Annotated in this window: 16 protein-coding genes; 7 read left to right on the forward strand and 9 right to left on the reverse strand. The window is 33.8% G+C overall.

Annotated features, from left to right (window positions below; all coding sequences use genetic code 11):
* From M4I23_RS03145 to panC, 9 genes are all read right to left on the reverse strand, one after another.
* Window positions 1-621, reverse strand: coding sequence for a lipoprotein signal peptidase (locus tag M4I23_RS03145; protein ID WP_158846751.1), 621 nt, complete (start codon window positions 619-621; stop codon window positions 1-3).
* A 63-nt stretch (window positions 622-684) separates the two neighbouring features.
* On the reverse strand, window positions 685-1,062 hold the full coding sequence (locus M4I23_RS03150) for a TraR/DksA C4-type zinc finger protein (RefSeq protein ID WP_158846753.1): 378 nt from the start codon (window positions 1,060-1,062) through the stop codon (window positions 685-687).
* Window positions 1,063-1,066: 4 nt separating this feature from the next.
* On the reverse strand, window positions 1,067-4,651 hold the full coding sequence (gene ileS / locus M4I23_RS03155) for an isoleucine--tRNA ligase (protein ID WP_249753426.1): 3,585 nt from the start codon (window positions 4,649-4,651) through the stop codon (window positions 1,067-1,069).
* A gap of 120 nt (window positions 4,652-4,771) precedes the next feature.
* On the reverse strand, window positions 4,772-9,445 hold the full coding sequence (locus M4I23_RS03160) for a LamG-like jellyroll fold domain-containing protein (RefSeq protein ID WP_249753427.1): 4,674 nt from the start codon (window positions 9,443-9,445) through the stop codon (window positions 4,772-4,774).
* 835 nt (window positions 9,446-10,280) lie between these two features.
* Window positions 10,281-11,639: a DNA repair protein RadA gene (radA, locus tag M4I23_RS03165; RefSeq protein ID WP_158846759.1), complete on the reverse strand. Its 1,359-nt coding sequence runs from the start codon at window positions 11,637-11,639 to the stop codon at window positions 10,281-10,283.
* A gap of 44 nt (window positions 11,640-11,683) precedes the next feature.
* Window positions 11,684-12,835: an alpha/beta hydrolase gene (locus tag M4I23_RS03170; protein ID WP_158846761.1), complete on the reverse strand. Its 1,152-nt coding sequence runs from the start codon at window positions 12,833-12,835 to the stop codon at window positions 11,684-11,686.
* Window positions 12,836-12,909: 74 nt separating this feature from the next.
* The gene (locus M4I23_RS03175) at window positions 12,910-13,881 is read right to left on the reverse strand and encodes a lysylphosphatidylglycerol synthase transmembrane domain-containing protein (RefSeq protein WP_158846763.1); all 972 of its coding nucleotides are present in this window, start codon (window positions 13,879-13,881) and stop codon (window positions 12,910-12,912) included.
* A gap of 4 nt (window positions 13,882-13,885) precedes the next feature.
* Window positions 13,886-14,236, reverse strand: coding sequence for an aspartate 1-decarboxylase (panD, locus tag M4I23_RS03180; protein WP_042499542.1), 351 nt, complete (start codon window positions 14,234-14,236; stop codon window positions 13,886-13,888).
* A gap of 13 nt (window positions 14,237-14,249) precedes the next feature.
* Window positions 14,250-15,101 (reverse strand): pantoate--beta-alanine ligase, encoded by an 852-nt coding sequence (gene panC, locus M4I23_RS03185; RefSeq protein WP_158846765.1) that lies wholly within the window; start codon window positions 15,099-15,101, stop codon window positions 14,250-14,252.
* A gap of 162 nt (window positions 15,102-15,263) precedes the next feature.
* Between panC and M4I23_RS03190 the strand changes: the two genes are divergently transcribed.
* The 7 genes from M4I23_RS03190 to M4I23_RS03220 all read left to right on the forward strand — a co-directional run bounded on the left by M4I23_RS03190 (window position 15,264) and on the right by M4I23_RS03220 (window position 26,286).
* Window positions 15,264-16,073, forward strand: coding sequence for a glycogen/starch synthase (locus M4I23_RS03190; RefSeq protein WP_158846767.1), 810 nt, complete (start codon window positions 15,264-15,266; stop codon window positions 16,071-16,073).
* 28 nt (window positions 16,074-16,101) lie between these two features.
* Entirely contained in the window at window positions 16,102-17,787 is a 1,686-nt protein-coding gene (locus M4I23_RS03195; RefSeq protein WP_249753428.1) for a DUF4270 domain-containing protein, read from the forward strand.
* 11 nt (window positions 17,788-17,798) lie between these two features.
* Complete coding sequence (gene glmS / locus M4I23_RS03200; RefSeq protein ID WP_158846771.1) at window positions 17,799-19,652, forward strand: glutamine--fructose-6-phosphate transaminase (isomerizing); 1,854 nt, start codon at window positions 17,799-17,801, stop codon at window positions 19,650-19,652.
* A 217-nt stretch (window positions 19,653-19,869) separates the two neighbouring features.
* Window positions 19,870-22,653 (forward strand): TonB-dependent receptor, encoded by a 2,784-nt coding sequence (locus tag M4I23_RS03205; RefSeq protein WP_249753429.1) that lies wholly within the window; start codon window positions 19,870-19,872, stop codon window positions 22,651-22,653.
* A 1-nt stretch (window position 22,654) separates the two neighbouring features.
* Window positions 22,655-24,226 (forward strand): G-D-S-L family lipolytic protein, encoded by a 1,572-nt coding sequence (locus M4I23_RS03210; RefSeq protein ID WP_249753430.1) that lies wholly within the window; start codon window positions 22,655-22,657, stop codon window positions 24,224-24,226.
* Between the two features lie 158 nt (window positions 24,227-24,384).
* Window positions 24,385-25,893 (forward strand): F0F1 ATP synthase subunit beta, encoded by a 1,509-nt coding sequence (gene atpD / locus M4I23_RS03215; protein ID WP_158846775.1) that lies wholly within the window; start codon window positions 24,385-24,387, stop codon window positions 25,891-25,893.
* A gap of 114 nt (window positions 25,894-26,007) precedes the next feature.
* Window positions 26,008-26,286 carry a F0F1 ATP synthase subunit epsilon gene (locus M4I23_RS03220; protein WP_158846777.1) on the forward strand — a complete coding sequence of 93 codons (279 nt, stop codon included), beginning with the start codon at window positions 26,008-26,010 and terminating at the stop codon, window positions 26,284-26,286.
* Window positions 26,287-26,335: the final 49 nt, after the last annotated feature.

A 26,335-nucleotide genomic window follows, 5' to 3' on the forward strand; every position in this document is an offset into this window, starting at 1 on the left:
TTAGCTTTTACTAAATGCTTTTTTATTAAAAACAATCAACATTATAAAACCCGTGCTTATAGCCATGTCGGCAACGTTAAAAACGGGTTCAAAGAAGTTAAAGCGTTGTCCTCCATATAGAGGAAGCCATTGTGGTAAATCGGCTTGAAATAGAGGAAAGTAGAGCATATCTACTACTTTACCGTGAAGTAAACTATCATAACCTCCTGTTTCTGGTAAAAATGAAGCAACTTGATTCATGCTATTTTCAAACAAAACACCATAAAATACAGAATCGATAATATTTCCTAAAGCGCCTGCAAAGATTAAAGCAATAGCAGCTATCAATATATTTGAACTCTGTTTTCTTGTAGCATCAAATAACCAATAACCAATACCGAAAATGGCAAATACTCTAAATAGGGTTAAAGCTATTTTAGCAGTTCTATCATTAATAAATGAAACGAAATCACTAATTTTTGTACCCCAAGCCATACCATCGTTTTCAATAAAATATATTTTAAACCAGCTAAACACCTCAACACTATCGTGAAGAGCAAAATGGGTTTTAATATAGATTTTACTAATCTGATCGATTAATAAAATAGAAATAATAAGTATGATGGATTTTTTTAAAGACATGTTCAAAAATAAAAACGTCTCATAAAAGCATGAGACGTTTCAAATATAAAATTTTAATTGTGATTATTGCATGTTTTTAGCTTCGATACTTAATGTAGCGTGTGGTACAAGCTCTAAACGTTTTTTGTTTATTAATTTTCCTGTAACTCGACAAACACCGTAAGTTTTGTTTTCGATACGAATTAATGCGTTTTTTAAATCACGTATAAATTTTTCTTGACGTATAGCTAGCTGCGAGTTAGATTCTTTGCTCATTACCGCGCTGCCTTCATCAAAAGCTTTAAATTGAGGCGATGTATCTTCAGTACCATTGTTATGGTCGTTCATATACGCACTTTGTATTAGTGCTAAATCGTGTTGTGCTTTTTTTATTTTTTCAGATATTAACACTTTAAATTCTGCTAAGTTAGCATCCGAATATCTCTCAGTATTTTCAGCCATAGTTTTAGTTTTTTTGGATATACAATCTGGTATTTACCTCATCAAAAGCAATTTCTATACCATCTTGTAAATTATCAATAATATTTAATTCGTTTGTTAGTGTTTCAGACTTAATATACGCAATATTTGCTTCTACAGCCTTAACAATATGTTCGTCTTTTTGAAAAGTTACATTAATACGATCGGTAACTTCGAACCCTGAATCTTTTCGTAAATTTTGTATGCGGTTTATTAATTCTCTCGCAATACCTTCTTTACGTAATTCTTCAGAAATCGTTACATCTAAAGCTACAGTTAAAGAACCTTCGTTTGCAACCAACCACCCTTCGATGTCTTGTGATGTTATTTCAACATCTGTACGTTCTAAGGTAATACTTTTTCCGTTAACTTCGATGTCCAAAATACCATTTTGCTCAATGTTTTTTATGTCACTAGCAGTGAAGTTATTAACTAATTGCGCAATGGCTTTCATGTCTTTTCCAAAACGTGGGCCAAGAACTTTAAAGTTTGGTTTTATTTGTTTTACTAAAATATCCGAAGCATCTTCTAAAACTTCTATTTCTTTTACATTAACCTCTGATTTTATAAGGTCTGCAACCGCTAATATTTCATTTTTTTGAGATTCACTATCAATAGGAATCATGATTTTTTGTAATGGTTGTCTTACTTTTATTTTTTCTTTAGCTCGTAATGAAAGTACTAAAGATGAAATAATTTGAGCGCTTTCCATCTTGTTTTCGAGCGACTTATCAACAAAATTAGCATCGAATACTGGGAATTCTGATAAGTGAACACTCTCGAAAGATTCTTTTTTAGTAACCGAATTTAAATCTAAATACAACTTGTCCATAAAGAACGGTGCAATGGGTGCGCCTAATTTCGCAATAGTTACCATACAGGTGTAAAGTGTTTGGTATGCTGAAATTTTATCTTGTTGGTAATCACCTTTCCAGAAACGTCTTCTGCTTAAACGTACAAACCAGTTGCTTACGTAATCTTGTGTAAAGTCTGAAATAGCTCGCGCTGCTTTTGTTGGCTCGTAATCGGCATAAAAAGCATCTACTTTTTGGATTAATGTGTGTAATTCTGAAAGAATCCATCGGTCTATTTCCGGACGTTCGTTTAAAGGAATATCGGCTTCACTATAATTAAAATTATCTAGATTAGCATAAAGCTGGAAGAATGAATAGGTGTTGTAAAGTGTTCCGAAGAATTTACGTTTTACTTCTTCTATCCCTTCTAAATCGAATTTTAAATTGTCCCAAGGATTTGCATTGGCAATCATGTACCAACGTGTAGCATCGGCACCATATGTTCCTAAAGTTTCAAACGGATCCACGGCGTTACCTAAACGTTTAGACATTTTTTGTCCGTTTTTGTCTAGTACCAATCCGTTAGAGACTACGTTTTTGTAGGCTACAGAATCGAAAACCATAGTGGCTATAGCATGAAGCGTATAAAACCATCCACGGGTTTGATCGACACCTTCAGCGATAAAATCTGCTGGAAACGATTTGTTTTCGTCAATTTTATCTTTATTTTCAAAAGGGTAGTGCCATTGTGCATAAGGCATAGAACCAGAATCGAACCAGACATCAATTAAATCGCTTTCGCGTTTCATTGGTTGTCCGCTTGCTGAAACTAAAGTGATTTCATCAACTATATTTTTATGTAAATCTATTTTCGAGTAGTTTTCTTCGGAATTATTTCCAACTTCGAAATCTGCAAATATATCTTCAGCTAAAACACCGGCTGAAACCGCTTTTTGCATTTCGGCTTTCAGTTCTTCAACAGAACCTATGCAAATTTCTTCTTTACCATCTTCGGTTCTCCAAATTGGTAATGGAATTCCCCAATAACGTGAACGTGATAAATTCCAGTCGTTTGCATTTGCTAACCAGTTTCCAAAACGGCCTTCTCCAGTCGATTTTGGTTTCCAGTTAATACCTGTGTTTAACTCGTGCATACGGCCTTTTATGTCCGTTACTTTAATAAACCAAGAATCTAATGGGTAATAAAGAATAGGTTTATCTGTTCTCCAACAATGTGGGTAACTATGCTTATATTTTTCAACTTTAAAAGCTTTGTTTTCATTTTTTAATTTAAGAGCTAGTCTTTCATCAACACTCAAATAGCTTTTTAAATCTGCAATAACAGGCTTTAATTTTTCTTGTTGTTTTGCTAGTTCTATAATAAACTCCTCTTCACTTAAGTATTCAGATTTTACATATTCTTCTGAAAAACCGTAAATATCATCTTTAATTTCTGGTCTAAAACGACCTTGTAAATCCACAAGTGGTACTAGGTTGTCATTTTCATCTTTTACTAAAAGTGGCGGAATTTCTGGTGTAGCTTGTTTTGCAACCAAAGCATCATCTGCTCCAAAAGTTGGTGCTGTATGCACTATTCCAGTACCATCTTCGGTAGTTACAAAATCTCCGGCTATAACTCTAAAAGCATTTTCTGGATTATCATTTGGTAAGGCATATGGTAATAATTGTTCGTATTTAATGCCAACAAGATCGTTTCCTTTAAATTCCTTTCGAGAAAATGTTTGTTTTGGAGCTTTTTTATCACCTATTATGCTCTCTTTTTTATATGTGTTTTTAATTTCTTCATATTCTTCGTCAGAATAATCCCAACCAACATCTACTATATAAAACGGAATCTTCTTGTCTCCTTCTTTATAATCTAATAACTCTGCTTTAGTTTCTACTTGAGTATTATTTTTTCCTCCAAACTGTTTTCCAACTAAAGCTTTTGCTAAAATAACCTTAATAGGTTTGAATGTGTATTGATTATACGTTTGAACTAAAACGTAGTCAATTTTTGGTCCCACAGTTAATGCTGTATTACTTGGTAATGTCCAAGGAGTTGTTGTCCATGCAGTAAAATGTATATCACCTTCATTTTTTAAAAAATCTGGCAATGTACTTTCTATAGCTTTAAACTGAGCAACGATAGTAGTGTCGGTTACGTCTTGATACGCTCCTGGCTGGTTAACCTCATGAGAACTTAAACCAGTTCCTGCTTTTGGTGAATAAGGCTGAATTGTGTAGCCTTTATACATTAGTTTTTTAGTGTATATTTCTTTTAGCAACCACCATACGGTTTCCATGTATTTTGGTTCGTAAGTAATGTATGGATCGTCCATATCAACCCAATATCCCATTTTTTGAGTGAGGTCGTTCCAAACATCTGTATAGCGCATTACTGCTTTTCTACATGCAGCGTTATAATCCTCTACTGAAATGGTTTTACCAATATCTTCCTTGGTAATACCTAATTCTTTTTCTACACCTAACTCAATAGGTAAACCGTGTGTGTCCCAACCAGCTTTACGCTTAACTTGGTAACCTTTCATGGTTTTATAGCGTGGAAAAATATCTTTAATAGCACGTGCTAAAACATGGTGTACACCAGGTAAACCGTTTGCCGAAGGCGGACCTTCGAAAAACACAAAAGGTTTATTACCTTCTCTAGTGGTTACACTTTTTTCAAATATGTTGTTTTCTTGCCAATAGTTTAAGATCTGGTCTGCAACATTTGGTAAGTCAAGTCCTTTGTATTCAGGAAATTTAGCGCTCATTTATCATTAATTCTAGTAAGGATGCGAATTTAAGCAATAATACTTAAAACATTAATTTTTTAAAATAAAAAAAGACCACTAGAGTTGTGGTCTTTTAAAATACGCTTATGTAATTAACTGTTAGTTTATAACTATCTTTTTAGTAAGCACCTCATTAGCTTCTGTTCTTAAGCAAACAATATAAGTTCCTGTCGCAAAATTATTAAATGGAATACCATTGCTTAGTTCGCTAGACGATACGTTTTGTTGCTCTAAAACTGTTTGACCTCTCATATTAATTAAGGCTAGTTTAGTCACTTCGCTATTTAGCTTTTTAACGTATAATGTGTTTGCGCTATTTTTGAAATAGATAAAGTTTTCTGTAGTAGCTAACTCTTCGTTACTTAGTGTTGTTGTTTCATTTTGAAATACAATTTCGAATCTTTCATTAAATATACCTTGGGCAGAGGTGAAGCTATATCCATACTCTTGATTTAAATTGAAATACAACCCTAATAAATTATCATGTAAATAAACCTCTTGATCTTCATCTAAATTAATTTTTTCAGAGATTTTAATTTCAAAAGAATTATCACCAGATGATCTGAAGTTTAGCGGAACAACTTTGTCTTCAGTGATTTCGCTATAAGCTTGCAGGTTCATGTTTTTACCGTCTAAAACTAAATTTAAATCGTTGTTGTTTACATCATCAGATTCTGCATCGTATCCGTAATCATAGGCGTCAGAGGTTTGCTCGCTAAACCCAAGTAAAAGCTCTCTTTTTGTTTCTGGTCCGGTAATCGAGTTAAATTCTAATCTAATTTTTTGAATAACGTTTTCTTCAGAAGTGATATTAGTTGTAGTGGTAGTTTTTCCTTGTGCTCCTTTAAAAAATACCGAACCATTATTTTCTGTCCCGTCGACATCAGATTCTTTTATAAAAATACGCTGGCTATTATTAAATTCTATTTTTCCTGTTGCTATAATTTCTGTAATAAAACCTTGAGCTACAGGTAAATATTTTGTAGGGGTAAGTGTTCCGACTTCACCACCTGTAGTCCCTCCGTTTCGTCCTGCAAATTGGCGTGCTCTACAAGCCCCTAGTTTATTAACTTGTGCGTATCCTGCATTGTAATCTCTTAAATTATGAGAAGCACCGCTCCATTGTTGCCATAGTTGCAGTGTTCCATCAATTAAACCTTCATTGTCATCTATAAACTTGTGTATATCCAGTGCTGATGCATAAGGGTTTCCTAAAAGATACTCTGTTTTTGAAACACTAACTACCGATCCATCTCCTCCTTTGTCAATAACATCGATTAAGATTGTTCCATTATTAGGTTTGCCTTCGAAAATATATTCCTGTTCTGTGCCTACATTTCCTGTTCCTTTTTGTGTATATCCTACTCCGGTTTTTATAGGAGTTGATGTGGATATTTTTTCCCAGTCCCAATAGGTTAATCCATTGATAAAAGTATATAGCCAATAGGTGCTAATACTTCCTGATCCGCTATAGCTAGAGGTGAACTTTCCTTCTAAACCAGAATTGAATTTTATCATATCTATTTCGAAGTCAGTATTATTGTTATTATTGGCAGAGGTGTTATTATCTGTTAACGATGTGATACCTGTAACTCCGACGGGTGACGACCAACTGTTGTACCAATATACATTGGATGTTCCTTCTTGTCTACGTAATATTTTGCCGTTTTCCCATGTTACTAAATCACTGTTTTTAGTTTGAATAAGTTGAGAATCGTTCATTAAATCGAGTGTTCCTCCTAGCTCTAAATACCAATTATTTTGCACAAGATTGTCTCCGTTTATAGTCAGGGTTTTACCTGAATCTATAATTAAACCTATGTTTTCTATAGAATGATTGGCATCGATATCATTTTGTATACTTACAATACTCCATGCTTTATTTGTGTCCGTATCTGTTATATCCCAGACGTCTCCATGTAACCATGTGCTTTTGCTAGTCCAATCGCCATCGTAATTTGAAACATAAGGCATGGGTGCAGTTTGCTCGTTAATGGTAGTTATGTTATGCATAGTAAGAGCATGGTTGTTATTAGAATAATCTGTAATGGTTGTGCCTATTATATCTGTCATTGGGTAATAAGCTTGAAGATCACTCCATAATATTTTTTCGTTAGTTTGTGAATCTTGAATATCCTTAGGGATTATTGTTCCTATTAAGTTTCCGCTATTATCCTCAATTTCTTGATAAACCATTTGTTGTAATTGCTCTTCACTCAAGGCTCTATTAAACACGCGAACTTCGTCAATATTTCCATGAAAATGAGCGTTTCCTGCTGTACTAGTATTGGTTGGGTATCTACCAATAACAAAGTCTCGGTTTGCATAGGTGTGTGGTGTGCCATTATCAAATGTGGATAGTATTTCTGAGTTTAAATCCGAGTCGGTTACCGTATTTAGTAGTTCGCCATTAAGATAAAGTTTTATTGTTTGAGAACTCGAATCAAAAACACCGGCAACATGATACCAAATATCATTGTCTAGTTTAATATTTTCTGTAGCCTTTGGCTGTACTTGAATATTGCTTGATGGGTATGTTTTTGAACTAGTTACTTGGGCTTGTGTATAAACTAAAAAAGCTGGAGTTCTTCCCGAAGTAACATATAGTCTAATAGTTTCTTGCCCGGCAATGCTATAATTTCCGGTTAAATTTCCAGTATTGTCACTTTCTAGTTTAACCCAACCCATTATGGTTGCAGAGTCCCAGTTAGTAATAAAAGAATCTACATCAAGATAGTCGTCTTGACCATCAAAATATACTGTAGCTTCGTTGATATAATTATATACGGAAATATTAGCAGAAGGACTGTCTGTAGTAATATTATTATCTGTTTGGTCTTGATAATTATATGCTGTATTAGTTAAATCTGTAATTAGAGTGTTTATTTCATCGGCTTGAACTTGTAATTCTATAGTTTCTTTACTTCCAGAGCTTAAAGTTCCTATAGTCCATGTGTTGCCACTCCAAGTTCCTATAGAGGGGTTAGAACTTATTAGAGTTAGTCCGCTAGGAATATCATCTACAACGGTTAAATTGGTAACTGGATTTACACCAAAGTTCTCTACTTCAATAGTAAATATTGCTGTTTCACCTTCGATAAGACTTTCTTTGTCAACCGTTTTGTTTAGTAAAATATCAGGATTACAATAGTATGCCGAAAGTGGTTGTGAATCATAAGTACACCCACCTTTAACAACTCTTACATAATAGTCTGCAGATTTTGTTGGTGTATAAGTAGGGTCTGTAGCTCCTTCTATTGATACGCCATCTTCAAACCATTGATAAGAATCAAATGTCTCATCATACACTTCTACAATAGCGCCTGGCAAGCAACCTCCGCCTCCTACTTGTAGATCTACTTCTGGTACAGTATCGAAACCAGAAAAGTACCCTGCAATACCTCTAGCTCCATTGTAGCCTAAAAAGCCGACAGCAATAGGTCCTGAGGATTCAACGGACACATTTCCTGTAAGATCTGAAATATAAAAGGTTTTCCATGAAGAAGTGCCTGCTACGGTTAATGGTTCAGGCAATGTAACTGTTCCTGTTTCGTCTTCCACTATTATATTTGAATTAGGCGTTGTAGAAGATGCTATTAAAAACAATCCACCAGAAGCAGTAATTCCAGAAATATCTTTAATGTCGTAAATATAATCCATAGAGTCTGGCATTAAGCAGTTTACTGGAGCGACAAAGTTAAGGCTTACTGTGTGAATACCTGAGCTTCCAGAAATTACTTGATAAGCATATGCATCTTTAGAGGTGGTAACCAGCATATTCTCGCCAACTGAACTTCCTGAAAAATATGAACTTGGTATTTCGGCATATTCTCCTTCATCTATATTGGCAAATGGTGTTGTATTCCCGTTTACATAAACATTAGTGTTTGCTTGAGTTCCGATTATAATAACATATTCATTCGTAGTACCTCCGTAGCCTCTTACGAAAACATATTCTTTACCCAACTTATCTTCTGGAACTGGTTGGTCTGCTCCAGCATCTCTACTTGCGCTAGAAGAACTTACTCCAAAATTTAACATTCCATTACTGATAACAATATCTTTATCAGAGTCTATTGAGGCTCCAATCCAGCCATCAATATTTTCATCTGTAGCATCTTTAGGGGCTTCTACTACATAAGACTCTCCTTTTTGTAGGGTAACGCTAATTGAATTTGATGTAATGCCATCTAAATCACTGCCTAGACGGAACTTACAGTTTGGGTTGTAACCCGAAATAATAATATTTGTATCATTTTCTGAAGCCATAATACCTAAGGTAGCACTCATGGAGCTATGGTTTGCCTCTATAGGTGCGCCACCCCATTTAAATTTTTGCCCCATAGCCGCTCTACCTTTAGATGTTATAGATGCTGCTTGTGCACTAGATCTACCTCTATAGTTTACATAAAATTTATTGCTTGATGGAGCTTCAAATCTTAAACCAGCGTTACTTAACACAATTCCTGTATTAGCATTGGTTACTAAGGTGATATTATTGTCTCCATTAGCTAAATCATAAGATACAGGAGTAGATTTGGATAAAGAAAAACTTTTAATAGGCGTTGTACTCGTGCCTATATATATATTTACAGTAAATGAACTTGTAACCGGAGTTGACAAATAAATTGTTTGCTGTTGAATAGCTTGATTGTTACTATCTTGTTTTAACGGAGGTAAAAAATGTAAATCACTTAATTGAGCATTTGCAGTGTTAAATAAAACAAATGAAATTAATAGAATAAATCTGGACTTAAAATTATTGAGGTGCATTGTTGAATTAATTTGGGTGATTATAAATTTGTATGTTTTTTTGAGGTAAAGATTTTTTCGAATTATTTAAAAATCAAATCTTCTACTCTTAAGGTTTTGTGTAAGTATGGTATTGGTTTCTTATACTTTGCGACACTAAATCGAGTATGCCTATGCTAGCTATGCTAGGGGTTGTATAGTGTTGTCTAGATTGGAAAAAAGAATAGGTTATAAATAAAAAAATGTGGCTAATACTAGTGAAAGTAAGAGTTGAGATGAATGAACTGTTTTGATTACAAAAAATTAGATCATAAAATATTTTAGCTAATAAACATAAAACTATACAAGATATGTATGCTAAATGTTTTTTTGTAACAAGACATTGGTTATCGTAATTTATCCTCATAGGTTAAAACTTTAATTAGTTTGGGACTATTAAATTTTGACTATAAACTATTTTTTGATAAATGGATATATTAAAAAAATATTTACGAGGGAAGTAAACTTATAATGTGTTAATTTTTTTCGGTTTGTAAATCTAAATTAGACTTATATTGAATGTAATATTAATACTTTTCATCGTTATAAGAACTAAAATAATCGTTAAAAAGCATTTTTTTGATATAAAACACTTAAATAATCGTTAAAAGGTGTATACGGAGGGAAATTTTATTGTTTTTTAAATGTATTCTAGCTAATTGAAATATATCGAGGGAGTAAATTTTCAATTATTTAAAACTGTTCCGTATAAACATTTCGACAAAATTAAAGAACTAAATTTGTAATTCAATAAATATTCGTTGAAACAGCTGGTTTTTAGCGACCAATTGCGCTTTACAGTAGTTTAATAGATTTTTTAAGTCAAATTTGATACTAAATCTTCAATTTTAGATATTAACTGAATTTTAATCGTTGTGTTTTTAAGAGAGATTTTATTGTATTTAGATACAAATATGGTTGCGAATCCAAGTTTTTCAGCTTCTAAAATACGCTGTTCAACACGTTGAACGGGACGGATTTCTCCAGAAAGTCCAACTTCGGCTGCAAAACAAAAATCTTTTTGTAGAGCGACATCTTCATTAGAAGACAGGATAGAGGCAACCACAGCTAAATCTATTGCGGGATCATCTACTGTTATGCCTCCTGTAATATTTAAAAAAACATCTTTTGCGCCAAGGCGGAAACCTGCTCGTTTCTCTAAAACAGCTAAAAGCATGTTTAAGCGCTTGGCGTTAAAGCCTGTGGCGCTTCGTTGTGGTGTGCCATAAACGGCTGTGCTTACTAAGGCTTGCACCTCTATCATGAGCGGGCGCATGCCTTCAAGTGTTGCGGCAATGGCGTTGCCTGATAAATCTTCGTCTTTTTTAGAAATTAAAATTTCACTTGGGTTAGTAACTTCACGCAGACCAGAACCTTGCATTTCATAAATGCCTAATTCGTTTGTTGATCCAAAGCGGTTTTTGTTTGCTCTTAAAATTCTAAATACATGATTTCGGTCGCCTTCGAATTGTAAAACTGTATCTACCATGTGTTCTAAGATTTTTGGACCTGCAATGTTACCGTCTTTGGTAATATGGCCAATTAATAACACGGGTGTTGCTGTTTCTTTTGCAAATTTTATAAGTTCGGTTGTACATTCTTTTATTTGAGAAATACTTCCGGAAGACGATTCGATATAATCGCTATGCAAGGTTTGAATAGAATCTATTATAACAATATCGGGCTCTAAAGCTTCAATTTGTTTAAATATGTTTTGCGTTTTAGTTTCGGTTAGAATGTAGCAGTTGTTATTGTTAGGATTAACGCGTTCTGCACGCATTTTTATTTGTTTTTGGCTTTCTTCACCTGAAACATATAAAGTTTTATAAGGTAATTTTAATGAAATTTGAAGTAGTAGTGTGCTTTTTCCAATACCTGGCTCACCGCCTAAAAGTGTTAATGACCCTGGTACAATACCACCTCCTAAAACGCGATTAAATTCACCATCAAAAGTGTCTAGTCGCGCTTCTTTAGAAGAATCTATATCTTTTATCCTTAATGGAATCGATGCTCTTTTCGTCGAGGATGTTGGTGTTTTCCAATCACTTTTTTCTGGTTTTTGCACTACCTCTTCAACTATGGTGTTCCAGTTTTTACAGGCATTACATTGCCCTTGCCATTTGGCGTATTGCGTGCCGCAGTTCTGGCAAAAAAAAGTGGTTTTTACTTTAGCCATTTTTTAGATTTGGAATTTAAGTTTTGTTTTGAAAATTTTAATAGTTAGTAACCAAAATCTTCTTTAATAAGGTTTGCTTTTTCTAACATTTCATCTTTAGTAATACCAGCAACCTCCTCTAAAGTATAGGCAGATTGATAAGTGCGCATCGCTTTTTTAGGTTCACCTGTCTCTTCGTAAAAACGTGCGATATAATAGGAGCCTAAAAGTGTTTCGGGATATTCTTTTCTTGCTATTTTGCCTAATTCTTCATAATACTCGTAAAGCTCATTTTTTTCGATTGCTGCCGAAATTGCTTTAAAATCATTAATTAGAATTTTTTTGTCAATTCCGAATAATTCGTTGATAGCATCGTATTTTTCTTGAAGATATAAAGCCGGTGAAATTTCTAATTCGAGAATGGTTTCTTTATATTCCTTTTTTGAAATAGGTTGAAATATCTGAAATATATCTTCGATAGCATTTGGAATAGCATGTGTTGGCACAGAATAATGTGATGGGCCATCGAAACTATCAAAATTATAAACTATATTTTTATTATCTAATGCTGCAATATCTGTGTTTAGAGCCTTGGTCATTTTTTTTATAGAAGACCCGTCGTTATTCGTGTTTGCTAAATAATAGAATATTTTAGATTCTGCTTTAGCTAAGCTTTCGGGAATATAATCTATCATGCTTGGCGCCAATTCGGGACTAATAGATATATAACCTTGAAATAGTGGTTGAGGTTTTAATAAATAATAATTAATAAAATTTGCTGTTTGTCCGTGACCAACGACAACTCTAAAATTTACTGTACGGTATGTTTTTTCGATATAAGGAACTAGTTCTTGGCCAATAAATTCGAAAAATGCTGCTCCAGTTTCAACAGGTAAAGAGTTTTGTTCAGAATATAAACAATCGTCATATCTGGTTTCCATTTGGTTTACCCCAACGACTATAGATGCTGGCATATCTTCCCAGTAGGAATAGTAATCTACATTTCCAGCTACGGCTTCAAATAGATAATCGCCATCTAGAACAATGAAAATAGGATAGCTTTTATTATCGTTAGAGTTGTAGCCACGTGGTAGTTGAATTTTTATCTGGCGCGTTTCTCCAAGTTTAGAAGATTCGATAGTTTCATATTTTACTTGAGCTTCAGTATTATTAATAACAAGGCTAAATAGGAAAAATAAAAGGATAGATTTCTTCATTTTAATGATGATTTGAGATTTAATATGGCAAGGTATGAAATATGCATTTACAATTCAAAAAAAGATAATTTGTTCTATTGCACAGTTTTATTTGTTTTTTTTCTATTGTAAATTGGAAGGTAAATTAATGAAAGGCCACCAAAAATAATAACCATTAAAGTTTGTGATGCCCACATAATCCAGCCGAAAGCAATACTTGGTTCTTCTGCAATTCCAAAAATTGAAAAGGCTGCGTAAATAGCTAAAGGGTAGGAGCCTATTCCTCCATTGGTGGCAGCAATACTAAAGCTTGCCGAAATAAAACCTATTAAAATGGCGCCTGCAGAAATACCGTGTAAATCTGTTAAGGAAAAGGATGTTATGTAGAACATGAGTAAGTACATGCCCCAAATGAAAAGAGTGTGGAAAATGAACGCCCATTTCTTCTTCATTTTAAAAATGCTCAATGCGCCTTCAATTAATCCGTTAGCAAAACTTCTAATTTTTAATGCTATTTTAGAATGACTTCTTCTTAATAATCGTAAAAATAAAAAACCTAGCAAAATACATATAGCAAGTGCTATTCCTATTTTTACAGGATTAAACTTTTCGACTAAAAAACCATAAATAAAATCGAATTGTAGAAAGAGTGTTATTGCAATAATACTAAGCATAACAATCATGTCTGCGATACGTTCGGCAACAATAGTTCCGAAGCCTTTTTCGAATGGCACACCTTCGTAATTTGTAAGTATCGATGCTCTTGCAACTTCGCCAGCCCTTGGTATGGTGTAGTTTATTAAATAAGTTGCAAAAACAGCCATGATGCTATTTCCGAATTTTATTTTGTAACCCATGGGTTCTAGCATAAAAAGCCAGCGGTAAGAGCGTGATAAATGACTTAATAAACCTAAAAAGACACCTAATATAATCCATTTATAGTCGGCATTTTTCGCGTATTCAATGATTTCTTCTATCGATACTTTAGATAGTGAATACCAGACTAAAAAAACTCCCAATAGTAATGGGAGTGTGATTTTAAGTATATTTTTTGCTTGTTTATTCAAAAGCTTATTTCAGTAGATTGGTCGCTTCATCAGGAAATACTAACGATGGTTTAAATACTTTAGCTTCTTCAATATCCATGAAGGCATAAGTTATTAAAATAAGTACATCGCCAGGTGCAACTAATCTTGCAGCAGCGCCGTTTAAAGTGATTTCGCCACTGTTTCTTGGTCCTGGAATGGCATAGGTTTCTAGTCTTGCTCCATTATTGTTGTTTACAATTTGGACTTTTTCACCCTGAATAATGTTAGCAGCTTCCATTAAATCCTCATCGATAGTGATACTACCAATGTAATTTAAATCGGCACCTGTAACTTTTACTCGGTGTATTTTAGATTTTACTACTTGAATTTGCATGCGGCAAAGATAATTAATTTAGTGCGATATTATCAATTAGTCTAATATCGTCTGCATATACTGCAATAAACGCTCTATATGCTTTGTTGTTCGTTTTTCGTTTTAAAGGTTTTAATGTTTCAACTTCGGAAATTATGAAATACTCTAATTCTAATAAATCATGATTTTTAAATTGCCTCTCAACCCATTCCATTACTTTCTTAGCACTTTTTGTGCCAAATTTTATTTTGGCAGTTTTTAGTGTTTCATAGATGAAGGGTGCTGCTTTGCTGAAATGCGGTTTTAGCCTTGTGTTTCGTGAGCTCATAGCTAAGCCATTAGCTTCGCGATGAATTTTACAACCCACTATTTCTAATGGCATTTGATGTTTTTCAACTAATTTTTTAATAATTTGAAGTTGTTGGAAATCTTTCTCACCAAAATAAGCTTTGTTTGGTTTTACAATTTCAAAAAGGCGTTTTACTATGGTTCCAACACCATTAAAATGCCCATCACGAAATTTGCCTTCCATTTCAAATTCTAATCCGTCGAATTCAAAGTCTTCCGAAACCGTATTGCCTTCATAAACATCATCTACAGAGGGTGCGTAAACCATAATTTTGGTTTCACTAACTGTTTTTAATAATGCGACATCACTTTCCAATGTCCTCGGGTACTTATCGAGGTCTTCAGGATTATCAAACTGGGTTGGGTTAACAAAAATGCTAACCACAACCATATCATTTTCTTCTAAAGCCTTTATTACTAATTGCAAATGCCCTTCATGTAAAGCGCCCATTGTAGGCACTAATCCTAAAGTTAGTTTTTTAGCTTTTACAGCATCAATTGCAGCTGTAATTTGTTGTTTTTCCGAGTAAACTTCCACCTTTTATTTAAAATTTAACGCTTGCAAACTTAAGATTTTACAAGCAATCTGCATAAAATTTTGTACTTTTGCGTGTTTTTTAACGAGAATTCGCAACAAACTAAGGGTTTTTTCAATGAATTTTTATAAAAAAATAAGTTAAAAGTCATCAAAAATATACATATGAAAGATAAGAGGGTATTATACGTATCATCTGAGGTAGTTCCTTATTTACCAGAAACGGAGATTTCGTCAATGTCGTTTGAAGCGCCAAGATTAGTAAATCAACAAGGAGGGCAAATAAGAATCTTCATGCCTAGATACGGGAATATTAATGAGAGAAGACATCAATTACACGAAGTTATTAGGTTATCGGGAATCAATTTAGTGATAAACGATTTAGATATGCCTTTAATTATCAAGGTTGCATCTATTCCGAAAGAACGTATTCAGGTTTATTTTATCGATAATGATGAGTATTTTAAAAGAAAAGCGACGTTAACGGATGAGGCTGGGAAATTGTTTTCGGATAATGACGAACGTGCTATTTTCTTCGCAAAAGGCGTGATTGAAACGGTTAAGAAACTTAATTGGTCTCCAGATATTATTCATATACATGGTTGGTTAGCATCATTATTGCCAGTTTACTTAAAAGAATATTATAAAGATGAGCCTCTTTTTAACGAAAGTAAAATTGTGACTTCGATATACAATCAAAGTTTTAACAATACGTTAAATAAAGATCTGATTAATAAAGTTAAATTTGACAATATTAATGAAGATGCTATTAAAGTGCTTGAGGAGCCAACTTATAACAACCTAATGAAAGTTGCTATTGATTACTCTGATGCAATAATAGTAGGGTCTGAAGACATAACAGAAGAAGTAGATGCGTACATAAAAGCATCTGACAAGCCTATTTTAGAGTATAAAACTAAAGATGAATTTGGTGAAGCTTATACAAACTTCTTTAATAACGAAGTTTTAGGCTAGCCTACTCAAAATTCATTTAAAAAAATTTATGAAAAAGACATTTAAAGCCCTTAAATTCCCTGCTGCATTCCTATTTTTATTAACTAGTTTTGTTGCTTGCGATAAAGAATTTACCGAGTTGGATAGTGCCGTTTTAGGAAAAGACAACGCTAATTTCGATACTGGTTTATACGAAATTCCAATTGTAGCGTATAATAAAAAGTTAGAGTCTGTTCAGGTTAATAATTTGGCTTCTTATTTATTAGGAGTGTTTAACGATCCTGCTTACGGACAAACTACCGCTAGTATTGTTACGCAAGTAACCCCATCTAGTTATGATCCAGATTTTGGTGATAATCCGGAGATAACTTCAGTCGTACTTACAATTCCTTACTATAGTAGAATTAATAATTACGATGAAGATGGTAATGCGGAATATACTATTCAAGATTCTTTATTTGGTGATTATACGGGTACAGTAAAACCGTTTAAGTTGTCTATTTATAAAAACGACTATTTTTTAAGAGACTTTGATCCTTTTGCTGATGCCGATGGAGATACTACTCAAAAATATTATTCATATCCCGATGGGAGTTCTGATAATGTGGCCTACAACGGAAGCTCTACTATTAATTTCGATAATCTAAAAGGAGAATTAATTTTTGAGGATGAAAGTGTGGAGCCGAGTTCTGATGTTATTATAACTGTTACAGATGTAGGAACCGATGATGAGTTAACAACAAGAAGTGCACCCGCTTTTAAAGTTGAGTTAGATCCTGAATTTTGGAAAAACCTTATAATTGAAAAAGAAGGTGAATCAGAATTAAGTAATGCTAATAATTTTAATAATTATTTTAGAGGTCTGTTTTTTAAAGCAGAAGCTGTAGATGATGATGGGAGTATGGTTATGCTTGATATGAGTTCTACAGAGGCTAATATTGTTATTAACTATAGTTATGATTCTACTATTGTAGACGAAACTATAGAAGGAACTTATACTTTGTCTTTTACAGGTAATACACTAAATACTTTTGTAAATAAAATTACAGAGGTTACTCTAGCAGATGGAGATGAAACTAATGGAGATGAAGAACTTTATTTAAAAGGTTCTGGTAATTCTATGGCTGTGGTTGATTTGTTTGAAAATGATGAAGCTAAAAAAGACTTCTTAGATAGTTTTAGAATTCCTAGTGGAGATAATTACGAAAAAGACGAAGATGGTAACTATATTTTAAACAGGTTAGTGAATGATGCACAACTTGTTATATATGAAGATGAGGTTATGCAGGCGTTTCCAGACGATTCTAATGGTAATAACTATAGTCATTTCAATAGAATTTATGCTTACGATGTAAATAATAGTCAATCTACTATCGATTATGATTTCGACCCAATTGAATCAGATACGGATCCGTTTAATTCTAAATTAATTAGCCAAGGACAACGTGTTGGTGATGAAAATGGTAATTATAAATATAAAATTCGTTTAACTGAACACTTAAATAATATCTTGGTTAACGATTCTACAAATACTAAAATTGGTTTAGTATTATCTACCAATGTGAACTATATAACAAATGCTAAAATCGCGGATAGTGATGATGAAGATGTTACTAATGTACCTGCAGCATCCGTTATTACCCCAAGAGGAACAGTATTGTATGGTTCTAATGAAAGCGTTGATCAAGAGAAAAAAATTAAACTTAAAGTGTTCTATACAGAGCCAAACAAATAAAACATTAACATATGTGCGGAATTGTAGGTTATATAGGTTATAGAGAAGCTTATCCGATAGTAATAGAAGGGTTAAAACGATTAGAATATAGAGGGTATGATAGTGCCGGAATTGCTCTTTTTGATGGCAAAGATCTAAAAGTTTCTAAAACTAAAGGTAAGGTTGTTGATTTAGAAGCACGTGTAAAAGCTGAGATTACAAATACAGGTAGTGTTGGTATTGGTCACACACGTTGGGCAACTCACGGTGTACCAAACGATGTTAACTCGCATCCACATCTTTCAAATTCTGGTGAATTAGTTATAGTTCACAACGGAATTATTGAAAACTACGATTCCCTTAAGCAAGAGCTAATTTCTAGAGGATATACATTTTATTCTGACACGGATACTGAAGTCCTTGTTAATTTAATTGAAGATGTAAAAAAGAAAGAAAACGTTAAGTTAGGTAAGGCTGTACAAGTAGCCTTAAACCAGGTTGTTGGTGCTTATGCTATTGCTATTTTTGATAAAAACAAACCAGAAGAAATAGTTGTGGCTCGCTTAGGAAGTCCATTAGCTATTGGTATTGGGGAAAACGAAGATGAGTTCTTTATTGCAAGTGATGCTTCACCATTTTTAGAATATACAAAAAATGCTGTTTATTTAGAAGATGAAGAAATGGCTGTTATTAGATTCCATAAAGGAGTTAAAGTTCGAAAAATAAAAGACGATTCTATCGTTCAGACTTACGTTCAAGAGCTTCAATTAAACTTAGAGCAAATTGAAAAAGGTGGATACGAGCATTTTATGCTGAAAGAAATTCATGAACAACCAAAGGCAATAACAGATACTTATAGAGGTAGATTGTTGCGAAATGAAGCGATTATAAAAATGGCTGGTGTTGAAGATAATATGAAAAAGTTTTTAAACGCTAATCGTATTATCATTGTTGCTTGTGGAACGTCTTGGCATGCTGGATTAGTTGCAGAATATATTTTTGAAGATTTAGCTAGAATACCTGTAGAGGTTGAATACGCTTCAGAATTTAGATATAGAAATCCAATAATTACAGAGAACGATATTGTTATCGCTATTTCACAATCTGGTGAAACTGCCGATACTTTGGCTGCTATAAAATTAGCAAAATCTAAAGGTGCATTTGTATTCGGAGTTTGTAACGTAGTTGGTTCATCTATTGCTAGAGAGTCCGATGCTGGAGCATATACTCATGCAGGTCCAGAAATTGGAGTGGCATCTACTAAAGCATTTACAACTCAAATTACGGTTTTAACGCTTATTGCATTAAGATTAGCAAGAGCAAAAGGAACAATTAGTAGTTCTGATTTTCGTCAGCATTTATTAGAATTAGAAATGATTCCCAAGAAAGTTGAAAAAGCTTTAGAATCTGATGCTCATATAAAAATGATTGCGGATATCTATAAGGATGTTAGTAATTTCCTTTATTTGGGTAGAGGTTTTAATTTCCCTGTTGCTTTAGAAGGAGCATTGAAACTTAAAGAAATTTCATATATACATGCTGAAGGTTATCCTGCTGCCGAAATGAAGCATGGACCAATTGCATTAATTGACGAAAATATGCCAATTGTGGTTATTGCAACCAAAAAAGGACATTACGAGAAAGTTGTAAGTAACATTCAAGAAATTAAATCGAGAAAAGGAAAAATTATTGGTATAGTTACCGAAGGTGATGTGCAAGTGAGAGATCTAGCAGACCACGTTATTGAAGTTCCTGAAACTTTAGAGTCCCTGTCTCCATTATTAACAACTATTCCACTTCAATTATTATCTTACCATATTGCGGTGTTATTAGATAAAAATGTCGATCAACCACGTAACCTTGCAAAATCGGTTACGGTAGAGTAATATTTAGCATAAAAAATAAATTTATTAGCCTGGTTTCATTTTTTTTTGAAATCAGGCTAATTTTCATTTATACCATCTTTATTTTATGAAAATCACAATTTTATCTCTGGTTTTTTGTTAATAAGTGCTATGCGCGCATAATTTTTATGCTTTTTTGTATGTAAATAATACTTAATATACATATATTGCTATTCTAAATTAAAACTAACTAATATAAATGAAAGCAATTCTCCCCCTTGTTATGTTGTTTTTTTGTGGAATAACTTTTTCACAAACTACAATTTCTGGTTCTGTTGTCGACGATAACAGTCAACCTATTCCTGGAGCGAATATTATCGTTCTCGGTACTTCTACAGGAAATATTACCGATTTTGATGGTAATTTTTCTCTAACTTACAATCAAAGTCCTCCTTTCACAGTACAAGCAAGTAGCGTTGGCTTTGAAACGGTTACAATTGAAATTACAAAAAACAATCAAAAAGTCGATTTTATTTTAAAAGAAGGTAATGCTTTAGACGAAGTAGTTATTTCAGCATCTAGAACGCCAGAGCGAGTATTCGAGTCTCCTGTTACAGTAGAACGTTTCGGCCTTAAAGAAATTAAAAATACAGCTTCTGCCGATTTTTACGATGGTTTGGAAAACTTAAAAGGTGTAGATGTAAATACTAATAGTTTAACATTTAAGTCTATTAATACAAGAGGGTTTGCTACATTTTCTAACAACAGGTTTATGCAGTTGGTAGACGGTATGGATAACTCAACACCAGCATTAAATTTTCCTTTAGGGAATTTAGTTGGTATGACAGAAACTGATGTTTTAAGCGTAGAATTGCTGCCCGGAGCGTCTTCTGCATTATATGGAGCAAATGCCTTTAACGGTATTTTATTTATGAGAAGTAAGAGTCCTTTCGATCATCACGGTATTAGTGCCTCTGTTAAAAGAGGGATTACTTCACAAGAAGCTTCTGGTGATAACGCATATACCGATGTTAGTATTCGCGCAGCTTATAAGTTTAGTGATAAATTTGCTGCTAAAGTAAACTTCGGGTATTTAAAAGGAACCGATTGGGCTGCCGTTAGTGAAGAAGATAAAACTAATATCGGTGGAACAAGAGCAAATATAGATTACGATGGTATTAATGTTTATGGAGATGAGGTATCTACAAATTTAAAAAATGTAATAGAAAGCGAGACTTTTTTAGCAAATTTACCTAACCCGTCGTTGGTCGATTTGGTACCACTTGTAGATGTAAGTAGAACAGGTTATGATGAAAGAGATTTAACAAATTATGATGCAAGTAGTATTAAATCCGATTGGGGATTGTACTATCGTCCATGGGAAAACGATTTTGAAATATCTTATGTTGGTAAGGTTGGAACAGGTTCAACAATTTATCAAGGAACAAATAGATATAATATCAATAACTTTTTTCAAGAACAACATAAAATTGAATTCAAAAATGACAACTTTTTTGTAAGAGGCTATGTTGTATCTGATAAGGCAGGAGACTCCTATGATATGGTGTTTACTGGTATTAATATAAATAGTGCTTGGAAAGATAATAATACATGGTTTGGAGAATATACTGGAGCATTTATTTCTGCAACTCTTGGTGGTGCCGATGAAAATCAAGCACATGCAGCAGCAAGAACAGTTGCTGATACAGGAAGATTTCTTCCAGGATCGGATGAGTTTGTAGCAGCTTTTAATAGAAGTATAAATGATCCAGACTTAACAACAGGTTCTAAATTTCAAGATGCTTCTACGTATTATCATGCAGATGCAAATTATAACTTTAGTCATCTTATAGATTTTGCAGATATTCAGGTTGGTGGTTCTTATAGAAAATATAATTTAAATTCATCTGGAACCATTTATACAGATATCGATGGGCCTATTACTTATTCGGAATTTGGAATTTATACACAAATTCAGAAAAATTTGGAATTAAGCGATGATATGGAATTAAAACTAACGGGTTCTGCTCGTTATGATAAATCGGAATTTTTTGATGGATTTATCTCTCCAAGAATTTCTGGAGCTTTAACACTTAATCAAAATCATAACATTAGAGCGTCAGTTCAAACTGGATTTAGAAACCCAACAACTCAAGATTTATTTATTGGTTTAAATGCAGGTAGAGCAATTTTAGTTGGTTCTGCTCCTACTAACTTGGATAGATGGACAAGAAATTATGAGGTATCAGCTGGAGGAAGAGCACTTTTACAACCAGCAAGTATAACGCAAACAGGATCTGCTGCTTATAATAATTCATACACGGCTAGTTCTGCTTTAGAACTTGCAGAGACAGGTAATCCTGCGGTATTAGAAGTTGCAAATCCAGAAATAGTAAAACCAGAACAAGTAACCTCAGCAGAGGTAGGTTATAGAGGTAAATTCAGTAATATTACTGTTGATTTAAGTGCTTATTACAATAGTTATAAAGATTTTATTTCACAAGAAGTTGTTGTTGCACCATATTACGGAACCGTTGGTGATGGAGGCTTATCCATTGCAGCATTAGCAAATGGGGATAGTCAAGCATATAGTACATATACAAATTCTGAGGCAAATGTTAATTCATATGGGGCTTCTGTCGGTTTATCAACTAAAGTATTTGAAGATTTCGATTTAAGCGCAAGTTATACTTACGCAAAATTAGATTTCGATAGAAATAAATACCCGGATTTTGCAACAAACTTTAATACACCAGAACATAAATTTAAAGCTACTTTTGGGAATCCAAATCTATTTAAAAATTTCGGTTTTAACGTAGCTTATAGATTTAGTGATGATTATTATTGGGAAGCAACCTTTGCAAATGGTGTTGTTCCAGAATTTCATGTTGTAGATGCACAAATTAACTTAAAGGTTCCATCTATGAAATCTATTTTTAAGGCAGGTGCAACCAATCTTTTAGGAGATGAATATTTCACAGCAGTGGGTACAGGGCACATTGGGTCTATGTATTATGTTTCATGGACAATTAATAATTTATAAGATGAAGAACACAATAATAAACTCAAAATATATATTAGTATTATCAGCTTTAATTGGTTTTACAAGTTGTAACGAAATTGACGATGTTAGTAGAGAAGAAGCGGCTGAGGTTCTACCAGAGCTAGTTTCTGGGTCAGCAGATTTTACAAACTACGTGTCTCTTGGGGCATCTTTTACAGCTGGATATACAGATGGCGCGCTTTTTATAGCCGGGCAAAATAATTCTTTTCCAAACTTATTGGCCAATCAATTTGCCTCTCTAGGAGGAGGTGATTTCACACAACCTTTAACCGATGATAATTTCGGAGGCTTGGCAGCGGGCGGTACAAGAATAGCAGAACCAAGACTTGTTTTTGGAGGGTCTACTCCGGTGCCTTTAGAGTCGTTGGTTGGCCCAGTAACGGTATCTACAGATATTGTTTTAAATAATCCAACAGGGCCTTTTAGTAATTTAGGTGTGCCTGGAGCAAAAAGTTTTCATTTACTATCAGATAGCTATGGGAATATTGCGGGTGTAGGTTCTTATGCTAATCCTTACTTTGTAAGAATGGCATCAAGTCCAAGTGCAACCATATTAGGAGATGCTATGGCACAAAGCCCTACGTTTTTTACTTTATCAGAAATGGGAGCGAATGATGTTTTAAGTTTCGCTGTTTCTGGTGGAAGTGGTGTAGATCAACAAGGGAATTTAGATCCTTCTACATACGGAAGTAATGATATCACAGATCCTAATGTTTTTGCTAATGTTTTAAGTGGTTTAGTTGCCACATTAACAAGTGGAGGCGCTAAAGGTGTGGTAACTAATGTGCCTTATATAACAGATTTACCACATTTTACAACAGTGCCTTATAATCCAATTCCATTAGATGCAGCTACAGCAGGATATTTAAATAGTGCAGCAGCTTACGGCGCATACAATGCGGGAATTGTTCAAGGTTTTGCATATCTAGTTGGAAATGGTTTAATGGCGCAAGTAGATGCCGATACCGAAATTATAAAACGTACAATTCAATTTTCTGAATCGGCAACTAACGCGGTTGTAATTATGGATGAAGATTTAACCGATTTAACAGCAATAAATCCAGCATTAGTTAGTATGAGACAAGCAACCGCTGAGGATTTGTTAGTGCTTAGTGCCTCTTCTTTTATAGGAACAGAAGCTGTTCCCGGGAACCCGCTAAGTGTAAATGGAGTAGCTGTTCCTCTAGCAGATAAATGGGTTTTAACACCAGAAGAACAATTAGCAATTAAAGATGCTACAGATGCATATAATGTAACGATTAAGGCTGTATCAGATGCTAATGATAATATTGCTCTAGTAGATTTAAATACTATTTTATCAGAATTAGCAACAACAGGAATTTCTTTTGGAAATTACACTTTAAAAGCTAACTTGGTAACTGGTGGAGCTGTTAGTTTAGATGGTATTCATTTAACAGGTAGGGGATATTCTTATATGGCATATAAATTTTTGGAAGCTATTGATGACTCTTTTGGGGCTAATTTTATAGCATCTGGTAATGTGCCAAATCCAGGAGATTATCCAACAAACTATTCTCCAACATTGCAATAAAAAAGTAATTTAAAAAGATACAAAAAGGGTATTCCATCAGGATACCCTTTTTTATTCTAAAAAACGACTTTCATTTTAAATTAAAACCATTATATTTGCACGCGAAAACCCAAAAGGTTTTTGTTGAATTAAAACGCATAATATTAAACATATAAGTAATGTCTAAAGTTACAGGTAAAGTTGCACAAATAGTAGGTCCAGTTATCGATGTTGAATTCGGAGCTGGTGCTGAACTTCCAAAAATTTATGATTCATTAGAAATTAAAAGAGCCGATGGATCGCTTTTAGTACTAGAAGTACAATCTCACATAGGTGAAGATACTGTGCGTACTATCGCTATGGATTCTTCTGATGGATTAAGTAGAGGAACAGAGGTTGCTGCTACCGGTGCGCCTATACAAATGCCTGTTGGCGATGATGTTTACGGACGTTTATTCAACGTAATTGGAGATGCTATTGATGGTCTTGGAGATTTACCTAAAGCTGGAGAAGCTGGGTTACCAATTCACCGTCAAGCACCTAGATTTGAAGATTTATCAACTTCTACTGAAGTTTTATTTACAGGTATTAAAGTAATCGATTTAATTGAGCCTTATGCAAAAGGTGGTAAAATTGGTTTATTTGGTGGTGCTGGAGTAGGTAAAACAGTATTAATTCAAGAGTTGATTAACAATATAGCAAAAGGACACGGTGGTTTATCTGTATTTGCTGGAGTGGGTGAAAGAACTCGTGAAGGAAACGATTTACTACGTGAAATGTTAGAATCAGGAATTATCAAATATGGTGATGACTTTATGCATTCTATGGAAGAAGGCGGATGGGATTTATCTAAAGTTGATAAAGCTGGAATGAAAGAATCTAAAGCGACTTTCGTATTTGGACAAATGAATGAGCCTCCTGGAGCTCGTGCTCGTGTAGCTTTATCTGGTTTAACTATTGCAGAATATTTCCGTGATGGTGCTGGTGAAGGACAAGGGAAAGATGTATTATTCTTCGTAGATAATATCTTCCGTTTTACACAAGCTGGTTCTGAGGTATCTGCATTATTAGGTCGTATGCCTTCTGCGGTAGGTTACCAACCAACATTAGCAACAGAAATGGGTGCTATGCAGGAGCGTATTACTTCAACTAAAAGAGGTTCTATTACATCTGTACAAGCGGTTTACGTACCTGCAGATGATTTAACGGATCCTGCACCGGCTACAACGTTTGCTCACTTAGATGCAACAACAGTATTGTCTCGTAAAATTGCTGAGTTAGGTATTTATCCTGCGGTAGATCCATTAGATTCTACTTCAAGAATTTTAACTGCTGATATTTTAGGTGATGATCACTATAACTGTGCACAACGTGTTAAAGAGTTATTACAACGTTATAAAGAATTACAAGATATTATTGCTATTCTAGGTATGGAAGAATTATCTGAAGAAGATAAACTAGCTGTAGGTAGAGCAAGACGTGTACAACGTTTCTTATCTCAACCTTTCCACGTAGCAGAGCAATTTACTGGTCTTAAAGGTGTTTTAGTAGATATTAAAGAAACTATTAAAGGATTTAACATGATTATGGATGGTGAATTAGATCACTTACCAGAAGCAGCGTTTAACCTTAAAGGAACTATTGAAGAAGCTATCGAAGCTGGAGATAAAATGCTTGCAGAGGTATAAGCCGAAGAAGTAAATACCGAACTTGGTTCGGTCTCTAGTATCTTTTAAATAGAATTTTCAATAAAAATTAAAAAGACTCTGAAATAAATTCAGAGTAGTAAAATAAGTTTTACTATGTATTTAGAAATTGTATCGCCAGAAGCAGTATTATTTAGCGGAGAAGTAACTAGCGTTGCTGTACCAGGAGTTAATGGTGAATTCGAAATGTTAAATAATCACGTGCCAATTATATCTATTTTAAAAGAAGGATTTGTAAAAATTTCGGGAAACATAGAATTAGATGAAGAGGTTCAGGATAAATTTACTAAAAATGCAAAAGGAGCGACATTATTAAAAATTAACTCTGGAACGTTAGAATTAAAAAACAATAAGTTGATTGTTTTAGCAGACTAAAATATCGATTTTATTTTATATTAAAAATGCGAAGTGTAAAGCTTCGCAT

The sequence above is a fragment of the Algibacter sp. L4_22 genome, assembly GCF_023473045.1.
GTDB lineage: Bacteria > Bacteroidota > Bacteroidia > Flavobacteriales > Flavobacteriaceae > Algibacter.

Coding starts and splice junctions, on each gene's coding strand:
- M4I23_RS03145 (WP_158846751.1), bottom strand. CDS start 621: ATGTCTTTAAAAAAATCCATCATACTTATTATTTCTATTTTATTAATC.
- M4I23_RS03150 (WP_158846753.1), bottom strand. CDS start 1,062: ATGGCTGAAAATACTGAGAGATATTCGGATGCTAACTTAGCAGAATTT.
- ileS (WP_249753426.1), bottom strand. CDS start 4,651: ATGAGCGCTAAATTTCCTGAATACAAAGGACTTGACTTACCAAATGTT.
- M4I23_RS03160 (WP_249753427.1), bottom strand. CDS start 9,445: ATGCACCTCAATAATTTTAAGTCCAGATTTATTCTATTAATTTCATTT.
- radA (WP_158846759.1), bottom strand. CDS start 11,639: ATGGCTAAAGTAAAAACCACTTTTTTTTGCCAGAACTGCGGCACGCAA.
- M4I23_RS03170 (WP_158846761.1), bottom strand. CDS start 12,835: ATGAAGAAATCTATCCTTTTATTTTTCCTATTTAGCCTTGTTATTAAT.
- panD (WP_042499542.1), bottom strand. CDS start 14,236: ATGCAAATTCAAGTAGTAAAATCTAAAATACACCGAGTAAAAGTTACA.
- M4I23_RS03190 (WP_158846767.1), top strand. CDS start 15,264: ATGAAAGATAAGAGGGTATTATACGTATCATCTGAGGTAGTTCCTTAT.
- M4I23_RS03195 (WP_249753428.1), top strand. CDS start 16,102: ATGAAAAAGACATTTAAAGCCCTTAAATTCCCTGCTGCATTCCTATTT.
- glmS (WP_158846771.1), top strand. CDS start 17,799: ATGTGCGGAATTGTAGGTTATATAGGTTATAGAGAAGCTTATCCGATA.
- M4I23_RS03205 (WP_249753429.1), top strand. CDS start 19,870: ATGAAAGCAATTCTCCCCCTTGTTATGTTGTTTTTTTGTGGAATAACT.
- M4I23_RS03210 (WP_249753430.1), top strand. CDS start 22,655: ATGAAGAACACAATAATAAACTCAAAATATATATTAGTATTATCAGCT.
- atpD (WP_158846775.1), top strand. CDS start 24,385: ATGTCTAAAGTTACAGGTAAAGTTGCACAAATAGTAGGTCCAGTTATC.
- M4I23_RS03220 (WP_158846777.1), top strand. CDS start 26,008: ATGTATTTAGAAATTGTATCGCCAGAAGCAGTATTATTTAGCGGAGAA.